The 19450-nt window shown below is 62.2% G+C and carries 19 protein-coding genes; 6 read left to right on the top strand and 13 right to left on the bottom strand.

Annotated features, from left to right (window positions below; all coding sequences use genetic code 11):
• On the bottom strand, positions 1-387 hold the full coding sequence (locus tag BG57_RS10590; protein WP_035963039.1) for a YkvA family protein: 387 nt from the start codon (positions 385-387) through the stop codon (positions 1-3).
• A 194-nt stretch (positions 388-581) separates the two neighbouring features.
• On the opposite strand from BG57_RS10590, the gene BG57_RS10585 reads away from it, so the two are divergent.
• Positions 582-1577, top strand: a complete 996-nt coding sequence (locus BG57_RS10585) for an SDR family oxidoreductase (protein ID WP_035962860.1) — start codon at positions 582-584, stop codon at positions 1575-1577.
• Here BG57_RS10585 and BG57_RS10580 read toward each other — a convergent pair whose 3' ends face one another.
• From BG57_RS10580 to BG57_RS10555, 6 genes are all read right to left on the bottom strand, one after another.
• Positions 1578-1907 (bottom strand): GlpM family protein, encoded by a 330-nt coding sequence (locus BG57_RS10580; RefSeq protein ID WP_035962859.1) that lies wholly within the window; start codon positions 1905-1907, stop codon positions 1578-1580.
• A gap of 135 nt (positions 1908-2042) precedes the next feature.
• Complete coding sequence (locus BG57_RS10575) at positions 2043-2993, bottom strand: NAD(P)-dependent oxidoreductase (protein WP_052005711.1); 951 nt, start codon at positions 2991-2993, stop codon at positions 2043-2045.
• A 14-nt stretch (positions 2994-3007) separates the two neighbouring features.
• Complete coding sequence (locus BG57_RS10570) at positions 3008-4243, bottom strand: alpha-hydroxy acid oxidase (protein ID WP_035962857.1); 1236 nt, start codon at positions 4241-4243, stop codon at positions 3008-3010.
• A gap of 61 nt (positions 4244-4304) precedes the next feature.
• Positions 4305-5600, bottom strand: a complete 1296-nt coding sequence (locus BG57_RS10565) for an MFS transporter (RefSeq protein ID WP_035962856.1) — start codon at positions 5598-5600, stop codon at positions 4305-4307.
• A 65-nt stretch (positions 5601-5665) separates the two neighbouring features.
• Positions 5666-6589 (bottom strand): dihydrodipicolinate synthase family protein, encoded by a 924-nt coding sequence (locus BG57_RS10560; protein ID WP_035962854.1) that lies wholly within the window; start codon positions 6587-6589, stop codon positions 5666-5668.
• 55 nt (positions 6590-6644) lie between these two features.
• Positions 6645-8228 carry a UxaA family hydrolase gene (locus BG57_RS10555; protein WP_035962853.1) on the bottom strand — a complete coding sequence of 528 codons (1584 nt, stop codon included), beginning with the start codon at positions 8226-8228 and terminating at the stop codon, positions 6645-6647.
• Positions 8229-8344: 116 nt separating this feature from the next.
• Between BG57_RS10555 and BG57_RS10550 the strand changes: the two genes are divergently transcribed.
• Positions 8345-9274 carry a LysR family transcriptional regulator gene (locus BG57_RS10550; RefSeq protein WP_420912086.1) on the top strand — a complete coding sequence of 310 codons (930 nt, stop codon included), beginning with the start codon at positions 8345-8347 and terminating at the stop codon, positions 9272-9274.
• A gap of 36 nt (positions 9275-9310) precedes the next feature.
• Here the strand turns inward: BG57_RS10550 and BG57_RS10545 are convergent, their stop codons facing one another.
• Entirely contained in the window at positions 9311-9841 is a 531-nt protein-coding gene (locus BG57_RS10545) for a hypothetical protein (RefSeq protein ID WP_035963036.1), read from the bottom strand.
• 180 nt (positions 9842-10021) lie between these two features.
• Between BG57_RS10545 and BG57_RS10540 the strand changes: the two genes are divergently transcribed.
• The gene (locus tag BG57_RS10540) at positions 10022-10654 is read left to right on the top strand and encodes a YceI family protein (RefSeq protein ID WP_035963034.1); all 633 of its coding nucleotides are present in this window, start codon (positions 10022-10024) and stop codon (positions 10652-10654) included.
• 144 nt (positions 10655-10798) lie between these two features.
• Here BG57_RS10540 and tdh read toward each other — a convergent pair whose 3' ends face one another.
• A complete protein-coding gene (gene tdh / locus BG57_RS10535; protein WP_035962852.1) occupies positions 10799-11830 on the bottom strand; it encodes an L-threonine 3-dehydrogenase in 1032 nt (343 codons plus the stop codon).
• A 75-nt stretch (positions 11831-11905) separates the two neighbouring features.
• A complete protein-coding gene (locus BG57_RS10530) occupies positions 11906-13108 on the bottom strand; it encodes a glycine C-acetyltransferase (protein ID WP_035963033.1) in 1203 nt (400 codons plus the stop codon).
• 133 nt (positions 13109-13241) lie between these two features.
• Between BG57_RS10530 and BG57_RS10525 the strand changes: the two genes are divergently transcribed.
• On the top strand, positions 13242-13844 hold the full coding sequence (locus BG57_RS10525; RefSeq protein WP_035962851.1) for a helix-turn-helix domain-containing protein: 603 nt from the start codon (positions 13242-13244) through the stop codon (positions 13842-13844).
• 136 nt (positions 13845-13980) lie between these two features.
• Here the strand turns inward: BG57_RS10525 and BG57_RS10520 are convergent, their stop codons facing one another.
• Positions 13981-14169, bottom strand: a complete 189-nt coding sequence (locus tag BG57_RS10520; protein ID WP_035962850.1) for a CsbD family protein — start codon at positions 14167-14169, stop codon at positions 13981-13983.
• A gap of 253 nt (positions 14170-14422) precedes the next feature.
• Between BG57_RS10520 and BG57_RS10515 the strand changes: the two genes are divergently transcribed.
• On the top strand, positions 14423-14779 hold the full coding sequence (locus tag BG57_RS10515) for a DUF2471 family protein (protein WP_035962849.1): 357 nt from the start codon (positions 14423-14425) through the stop codon (positions 14777-14779).
• 45 nt (positions 14780-14824) lie between these two features.
• On the opposite strand, the gene BG57_RS10510 is transcribed toward BG57_RS10515, so the two are convergent.
• A complete protein-coding gene (locus tag BG57_RS10510; RefSeq protein ID WP_035962848.1) occupies positions 14825-16261 on the bottom strand; it encodes a DUF2252 domain-containing protein in 1437 nt (478 codons plus the stop codon).
• 199 nt (positions 16262-16460) lie between these two features.
• Here BG57_RS10510 and BG57_RS10505 point away from each other — a divergent pair, with 199 nt between their 5' ends.
• Positions 16461-17486: a tyrosine-type recombinase/integrase gene (locus BG57_RS10505; RefSeq protein ID WP_052005722.1), complete on the top strand. Its 1026-nt coding sequence runs from the start codon at positions 16461-16463 to the stop codon at positions 17484-17486.
• A 30-nt stretch (positions 17487-17516) separates the two neighbouring features.
• Here the strand turns inward: BG57_RS10505 and BG57_RS10500 are convergent, their stop codons facing one another.
• Entirely contained in the window at positions 17517-18713 is a 1197-nt protein-coding gene (locus tag BG57_RS10500) for a DNA-binding protein (RefSeq protein ID WP_035962846.1), read from the bottom strand.
• Positions 18714-19450 lie beyond the last annotated feature (737 nt).

The raw sequence follows: 19450 nt of genomic DNA, 5'->3' as shown, positions 1-19450 counted from the left end.
TCAGCTCTTCAGCCAGAACCACGCCGCGAACGCAATCGCCAGCCACATGGCCACGATCACCGCCGCTCCCGCATAACTCTTTGGCTTCGCGCGCTGTTCCGCCATCCACGCGTCGGCCCGCCTCCGGCTCTCATCGACGACTCCCGCGGGCAGGAGCCGGATCGCAAGCCAGATCAAGCCCGGAAGCAGGAGCGCATCGTCGAGATAGCCCAGCACGGGGATGAAGTCAGGTATCAGGTCGACAGGACTCAGCGCGTAGCCGACCACGAAAACGCAAAGCAGCCTGACGGCGAGAGGCGTGTCCGGATGGCGATACGCAAACCAAAGGGTCATCGCATCGCGCTTGATGCGTCTTGCCCACGTTCGAATCGTTTGAAAGAGGTTCATCGAGGGCAACATCGGCCGGTCCGCGATGCATGCATGTTACCCCTCGAGGTGAGACTTTTCGGGATCGGCACGAAAGACCCGCCCCGCCAAAGGCTTCGCACCGTGCCAAAGGTGAGCATTTTCGGGACTTCGCTTTGCGCGGCACGACGGTTGCATCTCACGGGCGCACAGCCAACACGGAGTGAACGGACGCAATGAGGAAACCTCGCATCGTGGTCATCACCGGCGCGACGGCGGGCGTCGGACGTGCGACGGCGCTCGAATTCGCGCGACGGGGCGCGGACGTTGCGCTCATCGCGCGGGACCAAGCCGCCCTCGCCGATACCGCCGCCGACGTGCGCGCATGCGGCGTGCGCGCATTGCCGATTCCGCTCGATGTGAGCCATGCCGATGCCGTCGATGAAGCCGCGTCGCACATCGAAGCCACGCTCGGCCCGATCGACGTATGGATCAACAACGCGATGCTCACCTCGCTCGCCGCCGTCGCGGACATGCCCGAGCGCGACTTCGCGCGCATCACCGAAGTGACGTACCTCGGCTATGTGTGGGGCTCGATGGCCGCGTTGCGACGCATGACGCCGCGCAATCGCGGCGTGATCGTGCAAGTGGGATCGGCGCTCGCGTATCGGTCGATTCCGCTGCAGGCCGCCTATTGCGGCGCAAAGCACGCGATACGCGGCTTCACCGATTCATTGCGCTGCGAGCTGCGTCACGACAAGCGCCGCATCCACGTGACGATGGTGCAGATGCCCGCGATCAACACGCCGCAATTCGACTGGGCCAAGGCCGCAACGCCGCACGCGCCGCGTCCCGTTGCGCCGGTCTTTCAGCCCGAAGTCGCGGCGCGGGCGATCTACTGGGCGGCGACGCATCGGCGGCGGGAGGTGTGGGTCGGTTCGTCGTCGGTCAAGGCGATCGTGGCGAACCATTTTTTCCCCGGCCTGCTCGATGCGTACCTCGCCCGCACCGGTTACGACGGGCAACAGGACGAGCGGCTGCCCGGTGCGGGCCGGCCCGACAACTTGTGGGAACCGGTGACGGCGCTGCATCGCACGCGGGGACGGTTCGATGACGAAGCAACGGATGCGTGCCCGTCGCTATGGCTCGGGACGCATCGCGGCCTCATCGTGAGCGCAGGTGCGTTGCTCGGTGCGATGTGGCTTGCGCGCGGGCGCCGGCGCAAAGCGTGATTACATGAAGCGCGGAGCGAGAAAGATCGCGAGCGCCGCGATCAGCCATGCACCGAGTCCGCCGAGGATCGCGAGGCGGTAATCGACATAGTGAACCAGTACGTAGCACGTGCCGAGAAAAACGAGGTACGCGGGAATCGTCCGCGCACCGGAGAGACACGCAGTCCTGAAGCCGCCCGGCTGCCCTTTCGCGCCGACGGCCAGGAGCGCGATGATCGCGAACGTCGGCGCGAGCGGCAGGATGCCCGGCAGCACGTTTCCACGCTTCGAAGCCGTGACGATCAATGCGGTGACCAATCCACCGACGATGCCCTTCCACAATACGTCCATCGCAATTCCATCGAGTGCAAGCCCAAGTCGAGCGACGGATTATAGGAAAGCATCGCTTGACGCGCTTGCACGCTCAGGCTCAAGAAGACCAGCAGCGTCGCGCCGAAAATGCACTGACATCCCGCAGGCGGGCGATCAGCGCGAGTCGCCGTTCCCGGCACGCGACGGCGCCATGCCATTGAGTTGCGCGACCACATCGAACATGTGCGGCACGTACTCGTCGCCATGCCCGAGATTCGTCGCCAGCACGTAAATTTGCCGCACGGCTTCCGCGATGATCGCCGTCGACGACTGCGCCGACGCCAGTTGCGCATACGAACGCATATCCTTCGCGGCGTTGCGAATCGCGAACTGCTGGCCGCTGTCGTCGCCTTCGAGCAGATACGGAATGATGCGGTCGAAGGTCTTGCTGTGCGCGCCGCTCAAGCGGCAGACGGCCGCGAACTCGTGCAGATCGAGCTTCGCCTTCGCCGCCGTGCCGAACGCTTCGGCGAGGATCGCGCCGTTGGCCTGAGCGATGAAATTGTGAATCAGCTTCGCGCGATACCCCGAACCGTGCGCGCCCAAATGATGCACCGTCTCCGCATAAGCAGCCATCACGGGCCGCAGCAATTCGAGCGCGTCGGCGTCGCCGCCAACGAGTACGTTGAGCCGCCCCTCCCGAGCTTCCTTCGGAGTCCGATTGACTGGCGCATCAAGGAACGCCGCGCCCTTTGCGGCGAACGCGCGTGCGGCTTCGTCGGCGAATTCGGGATCGGCGGTCGTACTGTCGACGACGATCATTCCTTCATGCGCGCCCGCAAGCAAGCCGTTTTCCCTGAACACGACATCGCGCACTTGAGGCGTTCCCGTCACGCAGATGATGACGGCATCGACGTTCCGCGCGAGTTCGGCCGCGCTGCTCACTTCCTTCGCGCCCTGCGACACGAGGGCTTCGAGCGCCTCGCGGCTGCGATGGCCGAGCACGAAAAGCTCGAAGCCCTGCTTCAGCACTTGCCCGGCGATCGCGCTGCCCATCAAGCCGAGTCCGATCATGCCGACGCGTTCGACACGTTGCGCAAGGCGGATTGCGTTATTGGTTTCCATGATCCCTGTCCCGTTCATTGCAGTTCGAGTTCGACAGGCGCTGCCTGACGCGGCCGCGATGCGCTGCGTTGCGCGACGCGCGGCCACTCGATGTATCGCGCATCCAGTTCGGCGATGCTGCCCACGCCCAGCAATCCGATGACGCGATCCACTTCGGTCTTGAGAATCTCGATTGCGCGATCCACGCCCGCCCTTCCGCCTGCGCCCAGACCCCACGTCGTCGCGCGGCCCAGCAGCACCGCGTCGGCGCCGAGCGCCATCGCCTTGACGATGTCCGAGCCGCGGCGGAATCCGCCATCGAGCATGATGGCGAGACGCCCCTTCACTGCATCGACGACTTCGGGCAGGACTTCCATCGCCGCGACGGAGCCGTCGAGTTGCCGGCCGCCGTGATTGGACAGCACGATGCCATCCGCGCCGAGCGCGACGGCGCGCACGGCATCGTCCGGATGAATCAGCCCCTTGACGATGAGCTTCCCCGGCCAGCGGTCGCGCAGCCAGCGAATATCGTCCCATGACAGCGACGGATCGAGTTCCTTCGCCAGCGCCGATGCCGCGCCGCGCACGCTGTCCTGTCCCGGTGGCAGCAAATCGCCGAGATTGGCGAAGCGCGGCATGCCGTGCGGCCAGAGCACGTCCATCATCCAGCGCGGATGAGTGAGCACGTCCAGAGTGTTGCGCAGATCGAGCTTCAGCGGCCTCGCGTAGTTGCGCAAGTCCCACTCGCGCTTGCCGTAGATCGCGCTGTCGGTAGTCACGACGAGCGCTTCCACATTGGCATTCTTCGCGCGTTCGGCCAGTTTCGCGACGAAATCCCGCGTGCGATACATGTAGACCTGCATCCACACGCGCCCGCCGGCGCGCTCGACGACGCGTTCGAGCGCCACCGTCGACGCATTGCTCAGAATGTACGGGATTCCTGCAGCGGCAGCGGCGCTTGCCAGCGCGATATCGCCTTCGTGCGAAAGCAATCCGCTGAAGCCCGTCGGCCCGATCATGAACGGCGCATTGCTTCGGCGTCCGAACAGATGAATGCCGATATCGCGCTTCGATACATCGACCAGCGAGCGCGGCCGGAAAGCGATTCCCGCGAAGACATCGCGATTGCGGCGCAACGTGGACTCGTCCTCCGATCCGCCTTCGACGTATTCAAAACAGAAGTTGGGCACGCGCCGCTGCGCCATCCCGCGCAACTCTTCGATGCTGTGAGCACGGCGCGGATCATTACCCGTATAAAGACGACGTTGCACTTCACTTCTCCTGTCGACCGGTGCGGAACATCTCAACGTTTCGCACCGGTCACATGCCCGTTCAAACCGGCAGCTTGCGTTGATAGTCGATGCAGAGGACGCACAGCGACTGGAAAGCCGCCACGGCAACGAAGAACATCAGCGCGAGGAAATACGAGCCCGTCGTCTGCACGATGTAACCGATGAAGATCGGCACGAAGATGCCTGCGATATTGCCGACGAAGTTCATGATGCCGTTGAGCGTGCCGGTCCGTGCGCGGGTAGCGAGCATCGCGGGCGTCGCCCAGTTGCAGCCGCCGCACCAGCGCAGGAAGAACAGTGCCACGCACAGCAGGCCGACGACCATGACCGGTGCGCGGACATAAGCCACGCCCAGCATTGAAAGGCCGACCGCGACTGCACCGATGATCATCATCGTGCGATACACGCGATTCGCACTCGCGCCCGCCGACTTCCACTTGTCGGCAAGATTGCCGCCGATCACTTCGCCGACGAAACCGCAGAAGAAGATCAGGAACGTCGCGCCGCCCAGCGACTTCAGGTCGAAACCGTGCACCTTGAACAGATATGTCGGCAGCCAGGTCATCAGACCGAAGAAGATCAGGTTCGTGCAGGTGTGGCTCAGGCACATGCCCCACACCGAGCGGAACGCGAAGAAGCGGAACAGCGAGCCGCCCGGCGCAACGGTCGGCTCGGCCGCGTCTTCTTCAGCGTGAGCGCGCTCGATATACGCGATCTCTTCCTCGTTGATCGACGGATGCTCGCGCGGCGTGTTACGGATGTACCACCACGCCCAGATGCCGCACAGAATCGTGCCGACGCCCGCCACGACGAACGCCGCGCGCCACGAACCGAGCACCGCCATCAGCGTCGCTACCACGATCGCACCGACGCCCGAGCCGAGCGCGCTGCCGCCATCGAGCAGCGCGGCACCCCGCGTCTTTTCGTTCTTCGTGAGCCACAATGCGTTGAGCTTGCCGCCGCCCGGATAGATCGGCGCTTCGGTAACGCCGAGTCCGAGACGCGTCAGCAACAGCAGCACCCAGCCCGAGCTGAACGCGCCGAGCGCCTGAAAGAAGCCCCAACCGACCGTTGCCGCCGCGATGAGCGCGCGCGGCTTCAGCTTGTCGGCCAGCATGCCCGACGGCACCTGCATGAACAGATACGTCCAGAAAAACGAGCTCAGGATCAGGCCCTGACGCTCCGGCGACAGATCAAATTCCTGCGCGATCGCGGGCATTGCAACGGACAGCGCGGCCCGGTCGATGTAGTTGATCGATACCAGCGCCAGCAACAGAAGAAAGATCTTCCATCGGACGTTGGTCATTCGTACGGATTGCACGCTGGACACACTCATGGTCCGGTCTCCTAAATGCTTTTATATGAAATACGCGGATACAGTCGATCCGCGGTGCGAGGCGCTTATCGGCCCCAGCGCAACACGAGCGGATCGAGCCGGCGTGCGACTTCGAGCAAGCCTTCACGCGTCTTCGGATGGACGGGCGCGAACGGGTGACGCACTGCATCCGATCCGATGACGCCGCCTTCCTTCATCAGGATCTTGCAAGCGGCCAGCCCGCACTGGCGATTCTCGTAGTTGATGAGCGGAAGCCATTGCTGATAGAGCGACGCCGCGCTTTCCTTGTCACCGCTCACGTAGGCATCGACGATCTTGCGGATGCCGTCGGGATAGCCGCCGCCCGTCATCGAGCCGGTCGCACCTGCTTCGAGATCGGGATACAGCGTGATGGCCTCTTCCCCATCCCACGGACCGACGATGCTCTCGCCGCCCAGTTCGATCAGCTCGCGCAGCTTCGATGCGGCCTGCGCCGTCTCGATCTTGAAGTACGCGACGTTCTCGATCTCCCGCGCCATGCGGGCGAGGAACGGGGCGGACAGCGGCGTGCCGGCAACGGGCGCGTCCTGGATCATGATGGGAACGCCGATCGCGTCCGACACCTTGCCGTAGAACTCGTAGATGCCCTTCTCCGTCACGCGGATGGTCGCGCCGTGATACGGCGGCATGATCATCACCATCGCGGCGCCGGCGGCTTCTGCGGCGGCGCTGCGGCGCGCACAGACTTCCGAACTGAAATGCGTCGTCGTGACGATCACGGGCACGCGGCCCGCGACATGTTCGAGCACGGCGTGCATGAGCGTATCGCGTTCTTCATCGGACAACGCGAACTGCTCGGAGAAATTGGCGAGGATGCAGAGGCCGTTGGAGCCGGCATCGATCATGAAGTCGACGCAGCGTTTCTGTCCTTCGAGGTCGAGCTTGCCGTCTTCATCGAAGATGGTCGGCACGACAGGAAATACGCCGCGATAGGGTCCGGTATTTGACATGGTGATTGGTCGCAATGGTTGAGAGTGTGAAACGGCTTCGACGCCTGAATCGCGTTCAGGTGATCGCGCCGATCTGCCAGGGCACGAACTCGTTCTGCCCGTAGCCGTGAATTTCGCTGCGGCTGCGCTTGCCCGATGCGGTGTCGAGCATCAACTGGAATAACTCCGCGCCCATTTCTTCGATGGACCGCTGGCCGCTCAGAATCGGACCGCAGTTCAGGTCCATGTCTTCCTGCTGGCGATTCCACAATGCGTCGTTGGTGGCGATCTTGAGCGACGGCGTCGGCGCGCAGCCGTATGCCGATCCGCGCCCTGTCGTGAAGCAGATGAGATTGGCGCCGCCCGCGACCTGTCCTGTCGCGGAGATCGGGTCGTAGCCGGGCGTGTCCATGAAGACGAGGCCCTTCGCCGTCACCGGTTGTGCGTATTCATAGACTTCGACGAGATCGCTGTTGCCCGCTTTCGCGATGCCGCCGAGCGATTTCTCCAGCACGGTCGTCAAGCCGCCCGCCTTGTTGCCCGCCGACGGATTGTTGTTCATCGCAGCGCGGCTGCGCTCGCAATAGTCTTCCCACCAGTGGATGCGCGCGACGAGCTTTTCGCCGACTTCGCGGTTCACCGCGCGTCGCGTGAGCAGGTGTTCCGCACCGTAAATTTCAGGCGTTTCGGAGAGAATCGCGGTGCCGCCGTGCTTCACGAGCAGATCGACGGCTGCGCCCAGCGCGGGATTGGCCGAGATACCGGAGTAGCCATCGGACCCGCCGCATTGCAAGCCGACGATCAAGTGCGATGCCGGCACCGGCTCACGCTTGACGCGGTTCGCCGCCGCGAGCATGCCCTTCACCAGTTCGATGCCATGCGCGACGGTCTTCGCCGTGCCGCCCGTCTCCTGAATGTTGAAGGTCTTCAGAAACGATGCTTCGGTGAGACCTTGCGTCTCCATCATGCGAGCAATCTGGTTCGTCTCGCAGCCGAGGCCGATGACCAGCACACCCGCGAAATTCGGATGCACCGCATAGCCGCCGAGCGTGCGCTGCAACAGCGCGAGTCCTTCGCCTTCGGGATCGACCGCGCAGCCGACACCGTGCGTCAAGGCGACGACGCCATCGACGTTCGGATACGCCTCGAGGCTCGCGGGATTCGTGTCGCGGCGAAAGTGGTCGGCAATGGCGCGAGCGACCGTCGCCGAGCAATTCACCGACGTTAGGATACCGATGTAATTTCGCGTGGCGACACGGCCATCGTCGCGCACGATGCCGTCGAACGTGGCGGGCGTGTCCGCGTATTGCGTGGGGCGTGAGCTTTCGCAGTACGCGTAATCGCGATCGAACTCGCCCATCGCGATGTTATGAACGTGAACATGTTCGCCCGGCGCGATTGGCTTGCTCGCGAAGCCGATGATCTGGCCATAGCGCCGCACCGTCTGTCCTTGTTCGATGGCGCGCGTCGCGACTTTGTGACCAGGGGGAATGAGTCCGGATACCGTGACGCCCTCGTCGGGCAATGCCGTGCCGCCGACAAGCTGCTCGCGTGCGATGACGACGTCGTCGTCGCGATGAAGGCGAATCACCAGGGGTCGCGGCCGCGCTGCGGCCGGTTCGTCGAGCCGGCCGGCTTCGATTTGGCTTGCGTTCTGCATATTGTCACCCGTGTTCGGGCCGATCGTTTGTTGTCTCCGAAGCTGACTATACGTTTGCAGTCTGCAGCCTGTATATTGAATTGTTTCCATCCCCCGATAACTTTTTCTACTCGCTGATGAACACCGTCCAGACGCTGCTGTCGAGGCTCAGAATGAAGCAGTTGCAATTGCTGATTGCGCTCGATGAGCACAAGTCGCTGCACAAGGCGGCGGCTGTCATGGCGGTCACGCAATCGGCGGCGAGCAAGGCGCTGCACGAGCTCGAGACGATGTTCGATGCCGAGCTTTTCGAGCGATCGGCAAGCGGCATGATCCCGAATCAATACGGCCGGCGCGTGATTCAATACGCGCGTCTGCTGACGACCGATCTCACACTGCTTTGCCAGGACATCAACGAGATTCAGTCAGGACGCGGCGGCCGGCTCGCGATCGGCGCGATCATGGGCGCAATACCGGCAGTCGTCGTGCCTGCGCTCGAAGCGCTGCATGCGGAACTGCCGAACGTATCGATCGAAATCGTCGAAGACACGAGCGCGCGCATGTTGCTGCAACTCGATGACGGCCATCTCGATCTGATCATCGGCAGATCGGCGGTGAGTGCGCAGCCTTCGAAGTATCGATACGTCAAGCTGGCGGATGAACCGCTTTCGGTGGTCGTGGGATATCGGCATTCGGCCAGATCGAAAGGCCCGATCGAGATGCATGATCTTGCCCATTGCCGATGGGTAACTTACCCGAGCCAGATGCCGTTGCGTGAATTGCTGGAGCGGGAGATGGACCTTGCGGGCATGAGCATGCCGCCGAACACCATCTCGACGGCTTCCACGTTCGTTACCGTTGCGCTGCTCAACCAGAGCAAGGATCTTGTATCAGTACTACCAACTGATATTGCCGAGATGTTCGCGCAGCACAAGATGCTGCGCATTCTTCCTGTGAGCATGCGATCGCCTTCTCAGACCTTCGGCGTGGTGACGCGTCGAAGCGGCGTGCTGTCGCCGATGGCGGAGCGGTTTATCGAATTGTTGCGTGCGCGGGTGCCGCAGTAGGTTTCAATAGTTCGGCTTCCTGATCGATTGAAGATTTTAGAATCTCACCTTGACCTGGAAGCCGATTGTGAACGGCAGGTCGCTCGAAGGAATAGGCGGAATCAGAATCAGGTTGGCTCCTACACGCTTATACGCGAGCATCACCAGCGGTGCGGCAACGGGTCCGACCATGTGATCGTGTCCGATGCCCCAGCGGCCATAGTCGTACCCGGAGATGAGGCCGCCCATCGCGGCGAGCCGGAAAAATCCCCAATGCAGGAATTCGGGCGCCCATATGCCGCCGCCGTAGAACGAGGGCTTTGAAAGCGAGTTCCGGAAGTAGCCCGCCGTCACGGCCCATTGCGGAGCGATCCAGCATTCCGCGCCGATCCCGGGATTGAACTGCTCGAAATGCTTGTCGGGATGGAAGTGATGCGAGCCGATCATCGCGTCGACCCAGAGTCCATCGTCGCACAAGGCTGCGTCGGCGGATGGCGCCCACGACAGCGCGCTGAAAGCGAGCGACACCGCCACGGCGGGCCAGAGGCGGATCGGTCGAGAACGCGAAAGCGACTGCCAGAAGCGCATGGGTTTCTCCGCCATCGCGCAACGCTATGGCGCCTTTTTGAGATGAATTCGAGGCGAACTCTACCTGATCACGTCATCTTCGTGTGCGCTCGCGAAAATGGCGTGACGGTCGTTTCTGCGTGCAGTCCGTTTGTCGGCGAAACTGAGCGCATCGGTGGGCTGACTTTCAGGTATCGCGCGATGAAATCGACTATCTCTTTGCTAAGTATTCTGGCGTCGCTGGCGCTGGTTCTTTCTGGCTGCACGCCGTTGCAGGTCGTCACGCATCGGGTGTCCGCGAGCGAATCGACCGTGCCGGCGGGGGAGTATGCGCTCGATCCGCATCATTGGAACGTCAGCTTCGACGTCGACCATTTGCATTATTCGCGGTTCGTGATTCGCTTCGACAAGGCGACGGCACAGCTCGACTGGGGCGCTCGCGGCATGGACGACAGCACCGTGCGCGCGACGATCGATGCGTCGAGCGTCAATACGAACGTACCGCTGTTGGATCGCATGCTGAAGGGACCGGACATGTTCGACGTCGCGCGTTATCCGCAGATCGAGTTCGCCAGTGCGCGTTTTCAGCGGACCGGAGAGGATCGCGGCACGCTTACCGGCGACCTGACGATTCGCGGCGCAACGTATCCGGTGACGTTGAACGTAACTTTCAACGGCCACGCCGTCAATCCGCTCACCAAGCAGGAAACGTTGGGCTTTTCCGCCGATGGGCATTTCAGCCGGGCGCAGTTCGGTTTGACGACGTGGTACCCGGCGGTCGGGGATGATGTGCACGTCGCGATTCAGGCGGAGTTCGAGAAGGGGCGCGAGTGAAGGCGAGCGGTGGCCGTGCGTGGCCGCAATGGGTTTCAGGCGCGCTTGCGCGCGTCAGGCCGAGAACATCTTCGGCCCGGGACATGCGCTGCGCAAACCCAATGGCGTGTGCGACGTCGGGCGGAGCATCGCGCCGATTAAAGCTTAAACGCCAGTCCAGTCGAGAACGACCTTGCCGCTGTTGCCGGAGAGCATCGTTTCGAACGCGCGCTGATAGTCATCGACTGGGAAGGTGTGCGTCAGAATCGGCGACAAGTCCAGGCCGCTCTGCAACATGGCGACCATCTTGTACCAGGTCTCGAACATCTCGCGACCGTAAATTCCCTTGATCTCGAGCCCTTTGAATATGACCTGATTCCAGTCGATGGCGGTCTGCGCGGGCGGAATGCCGAGCAGTGCGACTTTGCCGCCGTGGTTCATCGCTTCGAGCATCGACGTGAACGCGCTCGGCACGCCCGACATTTCGAGGCCGACGTCGAAACCCTCGGTCATCCCAAGCTCGTGCATGACGTCGCGGAGGCCCTCGCGCGTTACGTTGACGGCGCGCGTGGCGCCCATCTTGTGCGCGAGGTCGAGTCGATAGTCGTTGACATCGGTGATGACGACGTTGCGCGCGCCGACATGCCGCGCGATAGCCGCCGCCATTACGCCGATGGGACCGGCTCCCGTAATCAGCACATCCTCACCGACGAGGTTGAACGAAAGCGCCGTGTGGGTTGCATTGCCGAAGGGATCGAAGATCGCGGCAAGATCGTCGGAAATGTCGGGTGGAATCTTGAAGGCGTTGAACGCGGGAATGACGAGGTATGCGGCGAAAGCTCCTTCGCGATTGACACCCACTCCTACCGTATTGCGGCAGAGATGTCGCCTTCCAGCGCGGCAGTTGCGGCAAAAGCCGCACGTGATGTGACCTTCGCCCGACACGCGATCGCCAATGGAGAACCCGCGCACTTCCTGCCCGATCTCGACGATCTCACCGACATACTCATGCCCGACATGCATCGGCACCGGGATGGTTTTCTGAGCCCAGTCATCCCACTTCCAGATATGAATGTCAGTGCCGCAGATCGCGGTCTTGCGGATGCGGATGAGGACGTCGTTGTGGCCGACTTCCGGACGCGGTACGTCTGTCAACGTAAGGCCGGGGGCGCGTTCGAGTTTTGCAAGGGCTTTCATGCTGGCGTTCCTGAAGGTTGCTCGTTCACTACTTGGCCGTCCGTCAGGTCGGCCGACTTTATGCGCATAAAGGCCTCAGCGAATGACGCCTTGCGCCCGCCCCACCCGCGCAAACGCGTCCACCGCTCGATCGATATGCTCGGGCGTATGCACTGCACTCATCTGCGTGCGGATGCGCGCGCGTCCCTTCGGTACGACGGGGTACGAGAAGCCGATCACGTACACGCCTTCGTCGAGCAAGGCCTCGGCCATTTTCGATGCGACTTGCGCATCGCCCAGCATGACCGGAATGATCGGATGTTCGCCGGGCACGAGGTCGAAGCCGAGGGAGGTCATCGCCTGCCGAAAGCGCGCGCCGTTCGCGCGGACGCGCTCCCGCAAATCGGCGCCTTCGTCGCTCGCGAGCAGTTCGAGCACCTTCAGCGACGCCGCCGCGATGCTCGGCGCGAGCGTGTTCGAGAAAAGATATGGCCGGCTTCGCTGCCGCAGCAGTTCGACGACTTCCTTGCGAGCCGCGATGTAGCCGCCCGATGCGCCGCCCAGCGCTTTTCCGAGCGTCCCAGTGATGATGTCCACACGATCCAACACGCCACAGTGCTCCGGCGTGCCGCGTCCGTTTTCGCCGATGAATCCAACGGCGTGCGAGTCGTCGACCATCACCAGCGCGTCGTAGCGGTCGGCGAGATCGCATATGCCGGCGAGGTTGGCGATGATGCCGTCCATCGAGAAGACGCCATCCGTCGCAATCAGCTTGAAACGCGCGCCTGCGGCATCGGCTTCCTTAAGACGCGCTTCGAGGTCAGCGAGATCGTTGTTCTTGTAGCGCAGTCGTCGAGCCTTCGAGAGACGAACACCATCGATGATGCTCGCATGGTTCAGTTCATCGCTGATGATGGCGTCTTCGTCAGTCATGAGCGTTTCGAACAGGCCACCGTTCGCGTCGAAGCAACTCGAGTAGAGAATCGCGTCGTCGGTTCCAAGAAAGTCCGCGATCGCGCGTTCGAGTTGCTTGTGCACAGTCTGTGTACCGCAGATGAAGCGCACCGACGCCATCCCGAAGCCGTCCGCATCGAGCCCCGCCTTCGCGGCTTCGACGAGACGCGGATCGTCCGCCAGTCCTAGGTAGTTGTTTGCGCAGAAATTAAGCACTTCTGCGCCGCTGTCCAGCCGAATATCCGACGACTGCGGACTCGCAATTACGCGTTCGGTCTTGTAAAAGCCGGCCGCGCGAATCTCGTCGATGGTCTCGCTCAAATGTCTCAGAAATCGGTCGTTCATCAGCAGCATCCTTTGGTTGCGGGAATCGGTGCGCAGCCCCTAGCCCTGTTATAGTCCATGCATCGCATTGAACGTGTTCGATATTTCGAACACGTTTCCGATATGCCGAACACTGTAAAGGATCGAAGAAGTCATGGCAAGCGTTCGCTCCGCGCACGTGACCGGAGAACCAGCATCGTCCGCGACGGCGCCGCCGCGTGTCGGCGAGCAGATTCAACGGTTGCGAAACGAAAGAAAACTGACGCTCGATGACCTGTCGCGGGCAGCAGGTGTATCCAAATCGATGTTGTCGGAGATCGAACGCGACAAGGCGAATCCGACCATAGCGGTCGCGTGGAGACTGACAAATGCGCTCGGCATCAGCCTCGACCAGTTGTTCGCGCAACAACGGCCACCAGAAGCGATTCGCGTGGCCGGTCCTCACGAAATCCCGACGCTAAGTGGGGATAACGGAGGGTATCAATTGCGCGTCTGGGGACCGATCGAACTGGCAGGCAAGTTCGAATGGTACGAACTCACCTTGCAGGCGGGCGCCGCGCTCAGATCGAACGCACACGAACCGGGCACGCGAGAACACGTGACGGTCCTGAACGGGACAATAGAAGTGGAGGCGTCAGGTACGACGCGGCGTCTGAAGTCAGGCGAGACAGCACGCTACGCCGCAGACGATGGACACGCCATCCGGAATGCGGGCAGGTCAGAAGCGAAGGCGCTGTTGGTGGTCATTCACGGTTGAGCCGGCTGACTGCCGGACTGCGGCTGGCGGAACTTTATGCGCATCAAGTTGAGCGGTGCGCCGCCAAGAAGTAAAAACGGGACGCCACTGGGCGTCCCGTTATAAGCGAAGCGACGTTCGCCGCTTCGCTAACCCATTACGGGTTCTTTTTCACGCTGTCCTTCAGATCCTCGCGGACATCGCCCGCACCCTTTTGGATCTTCCCGGCTGCTTGCTGCATGTCGCCCTTGGCTTCCTGCGCCGGGTCATCGGTTGCGTTACCGACGACTTCGTTGATTTTCCCCTTCACCTGCTTGCCAACGCCTTCGACTTGGTCCTTATTCATCCTGTTTCTCCTTTCGTTTCGCGCTGAGACTGCGCGCGATGCTTCGTTTAAGATGCCCGCGTACTCGACGCGGGATGTCGCGTAAGCATGGCTCTAGAATGCGCCTCCCAAGCGCACCCGCGTAGCGGCGGATGTCTGAATCGCACGTAGGCGGAATCGCACATACACGGCGATCGAACGGCGCGACGCTATTTTCATCGGAGCTAGTACTGTATATTTATACAGTACTAAGAGACCGTTGGAAGGGGTGACTATGGATTCGAATGGCGAACATCTCAGCAAGAAGCAGTTCGAGCGTGCAGTTCGTGACCTCGAGCGCATCACGCGACAGATTGCAGGGCGCTATATCGAGAAGGGCGTGCCGCTCACGTGGCGGCTGCTGCACGCGATCGAGGCCGAAGCCGTTGCGGACCTTGGGTTCGCCGGGCGGCACGAGGCCGCGCTGCGCGAACTCTTCGCTCGGCCAGACGGTTTCCAGTTCCCGGAGACCGACGATGTCGTCGACGTCGCGTCGTCCGATGCATTGCCTGCCGTATTCGCGTTTGCAGTCGATGCCTACGAATGCGCCGCCCGGCAGGGCAAACCGAAACTTTCCATCGCTGCACACTGAGGCGTCACGGCTCGATCGCGCGTTATCGGCCGTCGAGCGACGCCATTAGACGGCGAAGTCGGCGGCCATATCGGCGTCGGTGCGCGCGTGCAGTTCCCCGGTTCGGCATGCGCGGCGGAATCGCTCGTAGTCTTTCTCGACCTGATCCGCATAAGCGCGGCCGTAGGACACGAGCGCTTCCGGCAAACGCGGGCCGTTGCCGATATAGCCCGATATCTCCAGCGAAAGGCCGCTAGCCTTGGCGTGCGCCCGGGCGAGCGCCCAGCCGCATAGCGCGGCGTAACTGCGCAGCGCCTCGTCGTCGAATGTGTCGATCTGGACGGAAAGCTTCATGTCGCGCAGTTGACGGATGTAGAACGTGCGGCCGAGCGCACCGGTTGCGAAGCCGAGAAACGGATCGCTGGCCGCCTGCATCAGGCGTTGCCCGTGCACGACGCGCTGACCATCGTGCTTGTTTTCCTCGGCGGCTCCGTGTGGACGCGTGTAGCGCGCGACGACCGACATCGACGCCTCCTTCAACTGCAGGAACAGCGGCCTGCCATGATGATCCGTGAAGAGCAGCACCACACAGCGCGTGCCGACGCTGCCGACACCGACCACCTTGAACGCAACGTCCTGCAGTTGAAACTGCGAAAGCAGCGCCGCGCGTTCCGGCGTCAGGGACGTCATGTAGTCCGCCATCAGCGATCCGAGAAGCGTCGCCCGATCGCCCGACAGTGCCGCCCACTCGTCCGCGCGGTCGATCAGCGTGCTCTTGCCGCGGATGTGAAATACGGCCGGCGGCGCATCGCGGATGCGCCAGCCATCGCTGTGTTTGTCTGCGAGCTTCAGCAGCACACTGTCGTGCGTTCGGCGCGACGCGCGTTCGATACTTCGACGGATGCGGCGCCGAGCCGCGTCGCTCTGAACCAGACCGTACAGTTGCGCAAAGGTGATCCGCTCGTACCAGAGGTCGAGCACACCCATCTCGGCGTACTCGCGCATGTGCCGCTGATAACTTTCGGCGGCCCGGTACGCGAGTTCGTCCGCGGCCAGGTCGCCCATGCCCAAGTGTCTGCCTGCGACGGTGAAGCTTGCGATCAGGCGCTTGAGATCCCACTCCCAAGGCCCGCGCGCGGTCTCGTCGAAGTCATTGAGATCGAAGATGAGCGTACGCTCGGGCGTCGCGAAGCCGCCGAAGTTGGCGAGATGGCAATCGCCGCAAATCTGGATCGGAATGCCGCTATCGGGTGTGCCGGCCAGATCGTGCGCCTGCACGGTCGCGCTGCCGCGATAAAACGCAAACGGCGATGCGAGCATCCGCCCGTAGCGCAGCGGAACCAGCGTCGCGACGCGTCGTTCGCTGCTGACACGCAGCAATGCGATGGGGTCGCGATCGACGTCTCCAATCATTGCGTGAGCGCCGCGCGAGGTGTGCCGTCGAGCGGCCCGTCCGTTGGCACGCCGTTCCGGCCATGACTGAACGTCCCGTGAATGCGCCATCGATCGCCCCTCGCTGCCCTCGGTCTTGTATCGAACGGAAGCTTCCGCCCAGACAGTAGACGATCGGTCGCGTACGCGGCAAGACAATCCTTCTGACACTTCGACACATTTGCCCGCCGGTGTGCTCTTGACGTCGGCCGCACGAAGCCCGACTCTTTGCCCAATGCAATACGGCGCTGTCAGACGCCTTCCGAACACCATGCCGAACACTTCCGATCTCTTCGACCAACACCGCGCCGACTGGCAGGCCGATCCGCACGCCGCCTTCGATGCATGGCTCGCCCAGCAGGACTTCCGGGCCTCATCGGCCGATGTCTATCGCGCGCAGTGGGGAAACTTCCTCGAATGGCTGAGCGCGAAACGGACGACGCTGCATGCGGTGCAACGGCCCGTCATCGAGCAATTCATATCGCAGCTCGATATCCGGCGCCCGCAGCGCATGCGCTATCTGCGGTTGATCGAGCGCGTGCTGGATTATGTGCGTGAGGTCGAATCGGCGGCAACGAATCCCGCGCGATTCATCGCGCAAGACGGTGATGCTGCTTGGCGCAAGGCGCGCGACAACGAGCCAACCGGATTTCTCACGCATGACGAACGCGGGGCGCTGATCGCGCATCTGTTTTCTCCGCTCGGCGACCTGGCGACCGGCCAGCGCTGGAGGGAGCGGCGGGATCGGGCGCTCGTTGCCGCGTTTCTCGGCGCGGGCGTGAAAACGGGAGAGGCGGCGCAGTTGACCGTCGACTGTTACGCGCCCGGTGCGCCGTACGTCACCGTGGACGCGTCGAACCCGTTGCAGATCCGACAGGCGCGGCTTGCACCGTTCGCCGTCGAGTTGCTGGACGGCTGGATCACGGAACGCAAGGCCGTCGGGCTCGCCGGCACGCTGCTGTTCCCGGCGGCGCCGTCCGGCCGCCCGATGCACAAGGCGACGATGCTGCGCGCCATCGATGCCGTCGTCGCGGCTTCCGGCATCGCGGCATCGCGGGTCGCGCGCGCGAGTCCCCAGACGCTGCGCAATACGTACGCTGCCGAATTATTCGACGATGGCACCGACCCGGAGCGCGTCGGCCAGTGGCTAGGTTTCCAGCAATCGATCTCGGTTCATCGGCTGCATCGGGCTTGGCAAGAGTGGATGGGTGAGCAAATACGGGAGCGCGATGTCGCCCAAGCCCGCGCGGATACGGACGACAATTCGGGTCCCGAAAACGCTCACCTTCCGCATTGACGGCAGCGGCGACCGTCGCAGCGGTACGGATCAGGCTCGCACGGCCGCTGTTTTGAGGAACGCCTGTACCGCAGCCAGCTTAGAGGCCACTGCACCCGAGCTTCGCTCGCAGTTCGGGCACGACAGTTCAAATTCGTCCTCATGCCGCTGCAATTCCGGTTCGGCGCTCTCGCAAGCCGGACAGTCCAGCGGCGCAGCGACGTACGCGTCGACTTGCGTGCCAAGCGTCTCGATTTCGGCTGCAGTCAGCCGGCCATCCAGCGCCAGCGACGCGATCAGGCCGCCCAACTCGGCGCTCATGCCGACGCGGACGCGATGCGCATCGCGTTCACGCGTCAGTGCGTCGATCTCGTTGGATTGCTCCCGCACCTGCGATTCCAGCCGGTTCGCACGCGTTTGTGCCGCACTAATTTGTTGAAGGAAATCGAATTCCTTCTGTCCGGCTTCTCGCACCTTCGTCTGATACGTTGCGGCCATGCCGCGCAGTGAGTCGAGCTCGACGAGCATCGGTTTGACGCGGCGTTCGGCATCCTTCACGGCGTCTTTGATCTGCTGGGCGTAATGCTCGGTGTTGTGTCGCAGTTCGCTTTGTAGTTCGTCGATCCGATCGCGAAGACGCGCGGCATCGGCCTGTTCGCGGGCAATGCGCTCGGACAACGCCTTGTTTTCTGCCTCCAGCCGCATGACGACGTCGCGTAAGTCGTTTTGCACGTGCGACTCGCGGGCACGCGAAGCCTTCAACTCGGCCTCCAGCGAGGCAATCTGTGCGACGGCCGCTTCCGCACGAAGCTCGGCGCGCCGCTGCGCCTGCTCGATGGCCTGGCAACGGATCTCGGCATCACGGGTTGCGGCCTGGGCGGCCACCACGCTTACATCGACCTTGGCTCGGTCGGCGCTTAGTGCGGCATCGGCGTGTCGACGGGCTTCTACGAAGAGTTCAGCGAGCAATTCGCCGGCGCGCTGTCGTAATGCGTCAGGGATTTCGCCGGCTTCCACGCGGACATGCAGCGTCGACCTTACTGTTTCCCAGAAAGATTCGATATCGCGAGGGATATCGCTCGCGCTGCCCGTTTGAGTCAATTCGCGCACGGTAGTGACCGAGGGACGCAGCCCTAGATCAAAAAACAGTCGTTTGCAGGCATGATGCGAGAGTTCTTGGCGACGCGCACCAGCGTTGCGCATGACGTCGAGCTCTTGGCGGAGCGTATCGCGGAGTTGTGTGTCCATAGTCTATCGATGCGTTGAGCGTATCCATCATAACGCTTTACGTTTCGGGGAAGACAGAATTGCTCGTGAACTGTGCGCACTCGGTAGCTTTAGCGCTAGCTTCGATAACAGTTGCAAATCCACCAAAGTTATAGTCGATTTCTGTGAAACGTGTTTAGGTGCTGACGATAAATAGTTGTCGGGGAAGTGTTTTTTCTATAAGCCGTCGCTTTGGAGTTGTTTCACGATCTGCGGACTAGTGTCCTTCCCAGATGAACATGTTGAGGTGGGTTGAATGTTCTGTGATGGGAATCTCGCTGGGCTCCTAGAGAGTAGTAAAAGTTAACACCTTTGAACCTTATTAAAACCGTTAACGCTCTACCACAGCCTTATGCAGCAAGGGTTTCAGAGCCATTAGGTGAGACGCTTCGGGATATATGGTGAGGCGTTGCAGGACACCGCGGTGACGGCTTTCGGGATCATGCGTGAGGACCATCGGGATAGGTAGTGAGCGGATTCGGGGCGCTAGCGTTTTCGATGAGTGAGGAGATCCGGGACGCGCCCGCGCACAGAGCCTTTGCGGGCTTGAGTTGTGATCCTGTGTCTCCGTCCCGGAAGGTGAGCGATTACAGGAAGGTCAATCCGACCGCAAATTACGCCGAAATATCGTCAATTTCACTGGATGGTGAGGCTATTCAGGTAAGAATGCCGACCGGCGGTGAGGTTATTCGGGAAGTGGACCGCCTTATGCCGCATTT

Origin of the sequence: Caballeronia grimmiae (assembly GCF_000698555.1) — a bacterium.
GTDB lineage: Bacteria > Pseudomonadota > Gammaproteobacteria > Burkholderiales > Burkholderiaceae > Caballeronia > Caballeronia grimmiae.
Note: the sequence above shows the minus strand (reverse complement) of the source record. Positions and strands in the feature narration are given on the sequence as shown.

Excerpts from the sequence above, each read along its gene's own strand:
- BG57_RS10500 (WP_035962846.1), bottom strand. The coding sequence starts at position 18,713 with ATGGACACACAACTCCGCGATACGCTCCGCCAAGAGCTCGACGTCATG.
- BG57_RS10515 (WP_035962849.1), top strand. The coding sequence starts at position 14,423 with ATGGATTCGAATGGCGAACATCTCAGCAAGAAGCAGTTCGAGCGTGCA.
- BG57_RS10580 (WP_035962859.1), bottom strand. The coding sequence starts at position 1,907 with ATGGACGTATTGTGGAAGGGCATCGTCGGTGGATTGGTCACCGCATTG.
- BG57_RS10590 (WP_035963039.1), bottom strand. The coding sequence starts at position 387 with ATGAACCTCTTTCAAACGATTCGAACGTGGGCAAGACGCATCAAGCGC.
- BG57_RS10585 (WP_035962860.1), top strand. The coding sequence starts at position 582 with ATGAGGAAACCTCGCATCGTGGTCATCACCGGCGCGACGGCGGGCGTC.
- BG57_RS10555 (WP_035962853.1), bottom strand. The coding sequence starts at position 8,228 with ATGCAGAACGCAAGCCAAATCGAAGCCGGCCGGCTCGACGAACCGGCC.
- BG57_RS10525 (WP_035962851.1), top strand. The coding sequence starts at position 13,242 with ATGGCAAGCGTTCGCTCCGCGCACGTGACCGGAGAACCAGCATCGTCC.
- BG57_RS10550 (WP_420912086.1), top strand. The coding sequence starts at position 8,345 with ATGAACACCGTCCAGACGCTGCTGTCGAGGCTCAGAATGAAGCAGTTG.
- BG57_RS10505 (WP_052005722.1), top strand. The coding sequence starts at position 16,461 with ATGCCGAACACTTCCGATCTCTTCGACCAACACCGCGCCGACTGGCAG.
- BG57_RS10510 (WP_035962848.1), bottom strand. The coding sequence starts at position 16,261 with ATGGCGCATTCACGGGACGTTCAGTCATGGCCGGAACGGCGTGCCAAC.
- BG57_RS10530 (WP_035963033.1), bottom strand. The coding sequence starts at position 13,108 with ATGAACGACCGATTTCTGAGACATTTGAGCGAGACCATCGACGAGATT.
- BG57_RS10520 (WP_035962850.1), bottom strand. The coding sequence starts at position 14,169 with ATGAATAAGGACCAAGTCGAAGGCGTTGGCAAGCAGGTGAAGGGGAAA.
- BG57_RS10575 (WP_052005711.1), bottom strand. The coding sequence starts at position 2,993 with ATGGAAACCAATAACGCAATCCGCCTTGCGCAACGTGTCGAACGCGTC.
- BG57_RS10565 (WP_035962856.1), bottom strand. The coding sequence starts at position 5,600 with ATGAGTGTGTCCAGCGTGCAATCCGTACGAATGACCAACGTCCGATGG.
- BG57_RS10545 (WP_035963036.1), bottom strand. The coding sequence starts at position 9,841 with ATGCGCTTCTGGCAGTCGCTTTCGCGTTCTCGACCGATCCGCCTCTGG.
- tdh (WP_035962852.1), bottom strand. The coding sequence starts at position 11,830 with ATGAAAGCCCTTGCAAAACTCGAACGCGCCCCCGGCCTTACGTTGACA.
- BG57_RS10540 (WP_035963034.1), top strand. The coding sequence starts at position 10,022 with ATGAAATCGACTATCTCTTTGCTAAGTATTCTGGCGTCGCTGGCGCTG.
- BG57_RS10560 (WP_035962854.1), bottom strand. The coding sequence starts at position 6,589 with ATGTCAAATACCGGACCCTATCGCGGCGTATTTCCTGTCGTGCCGACC.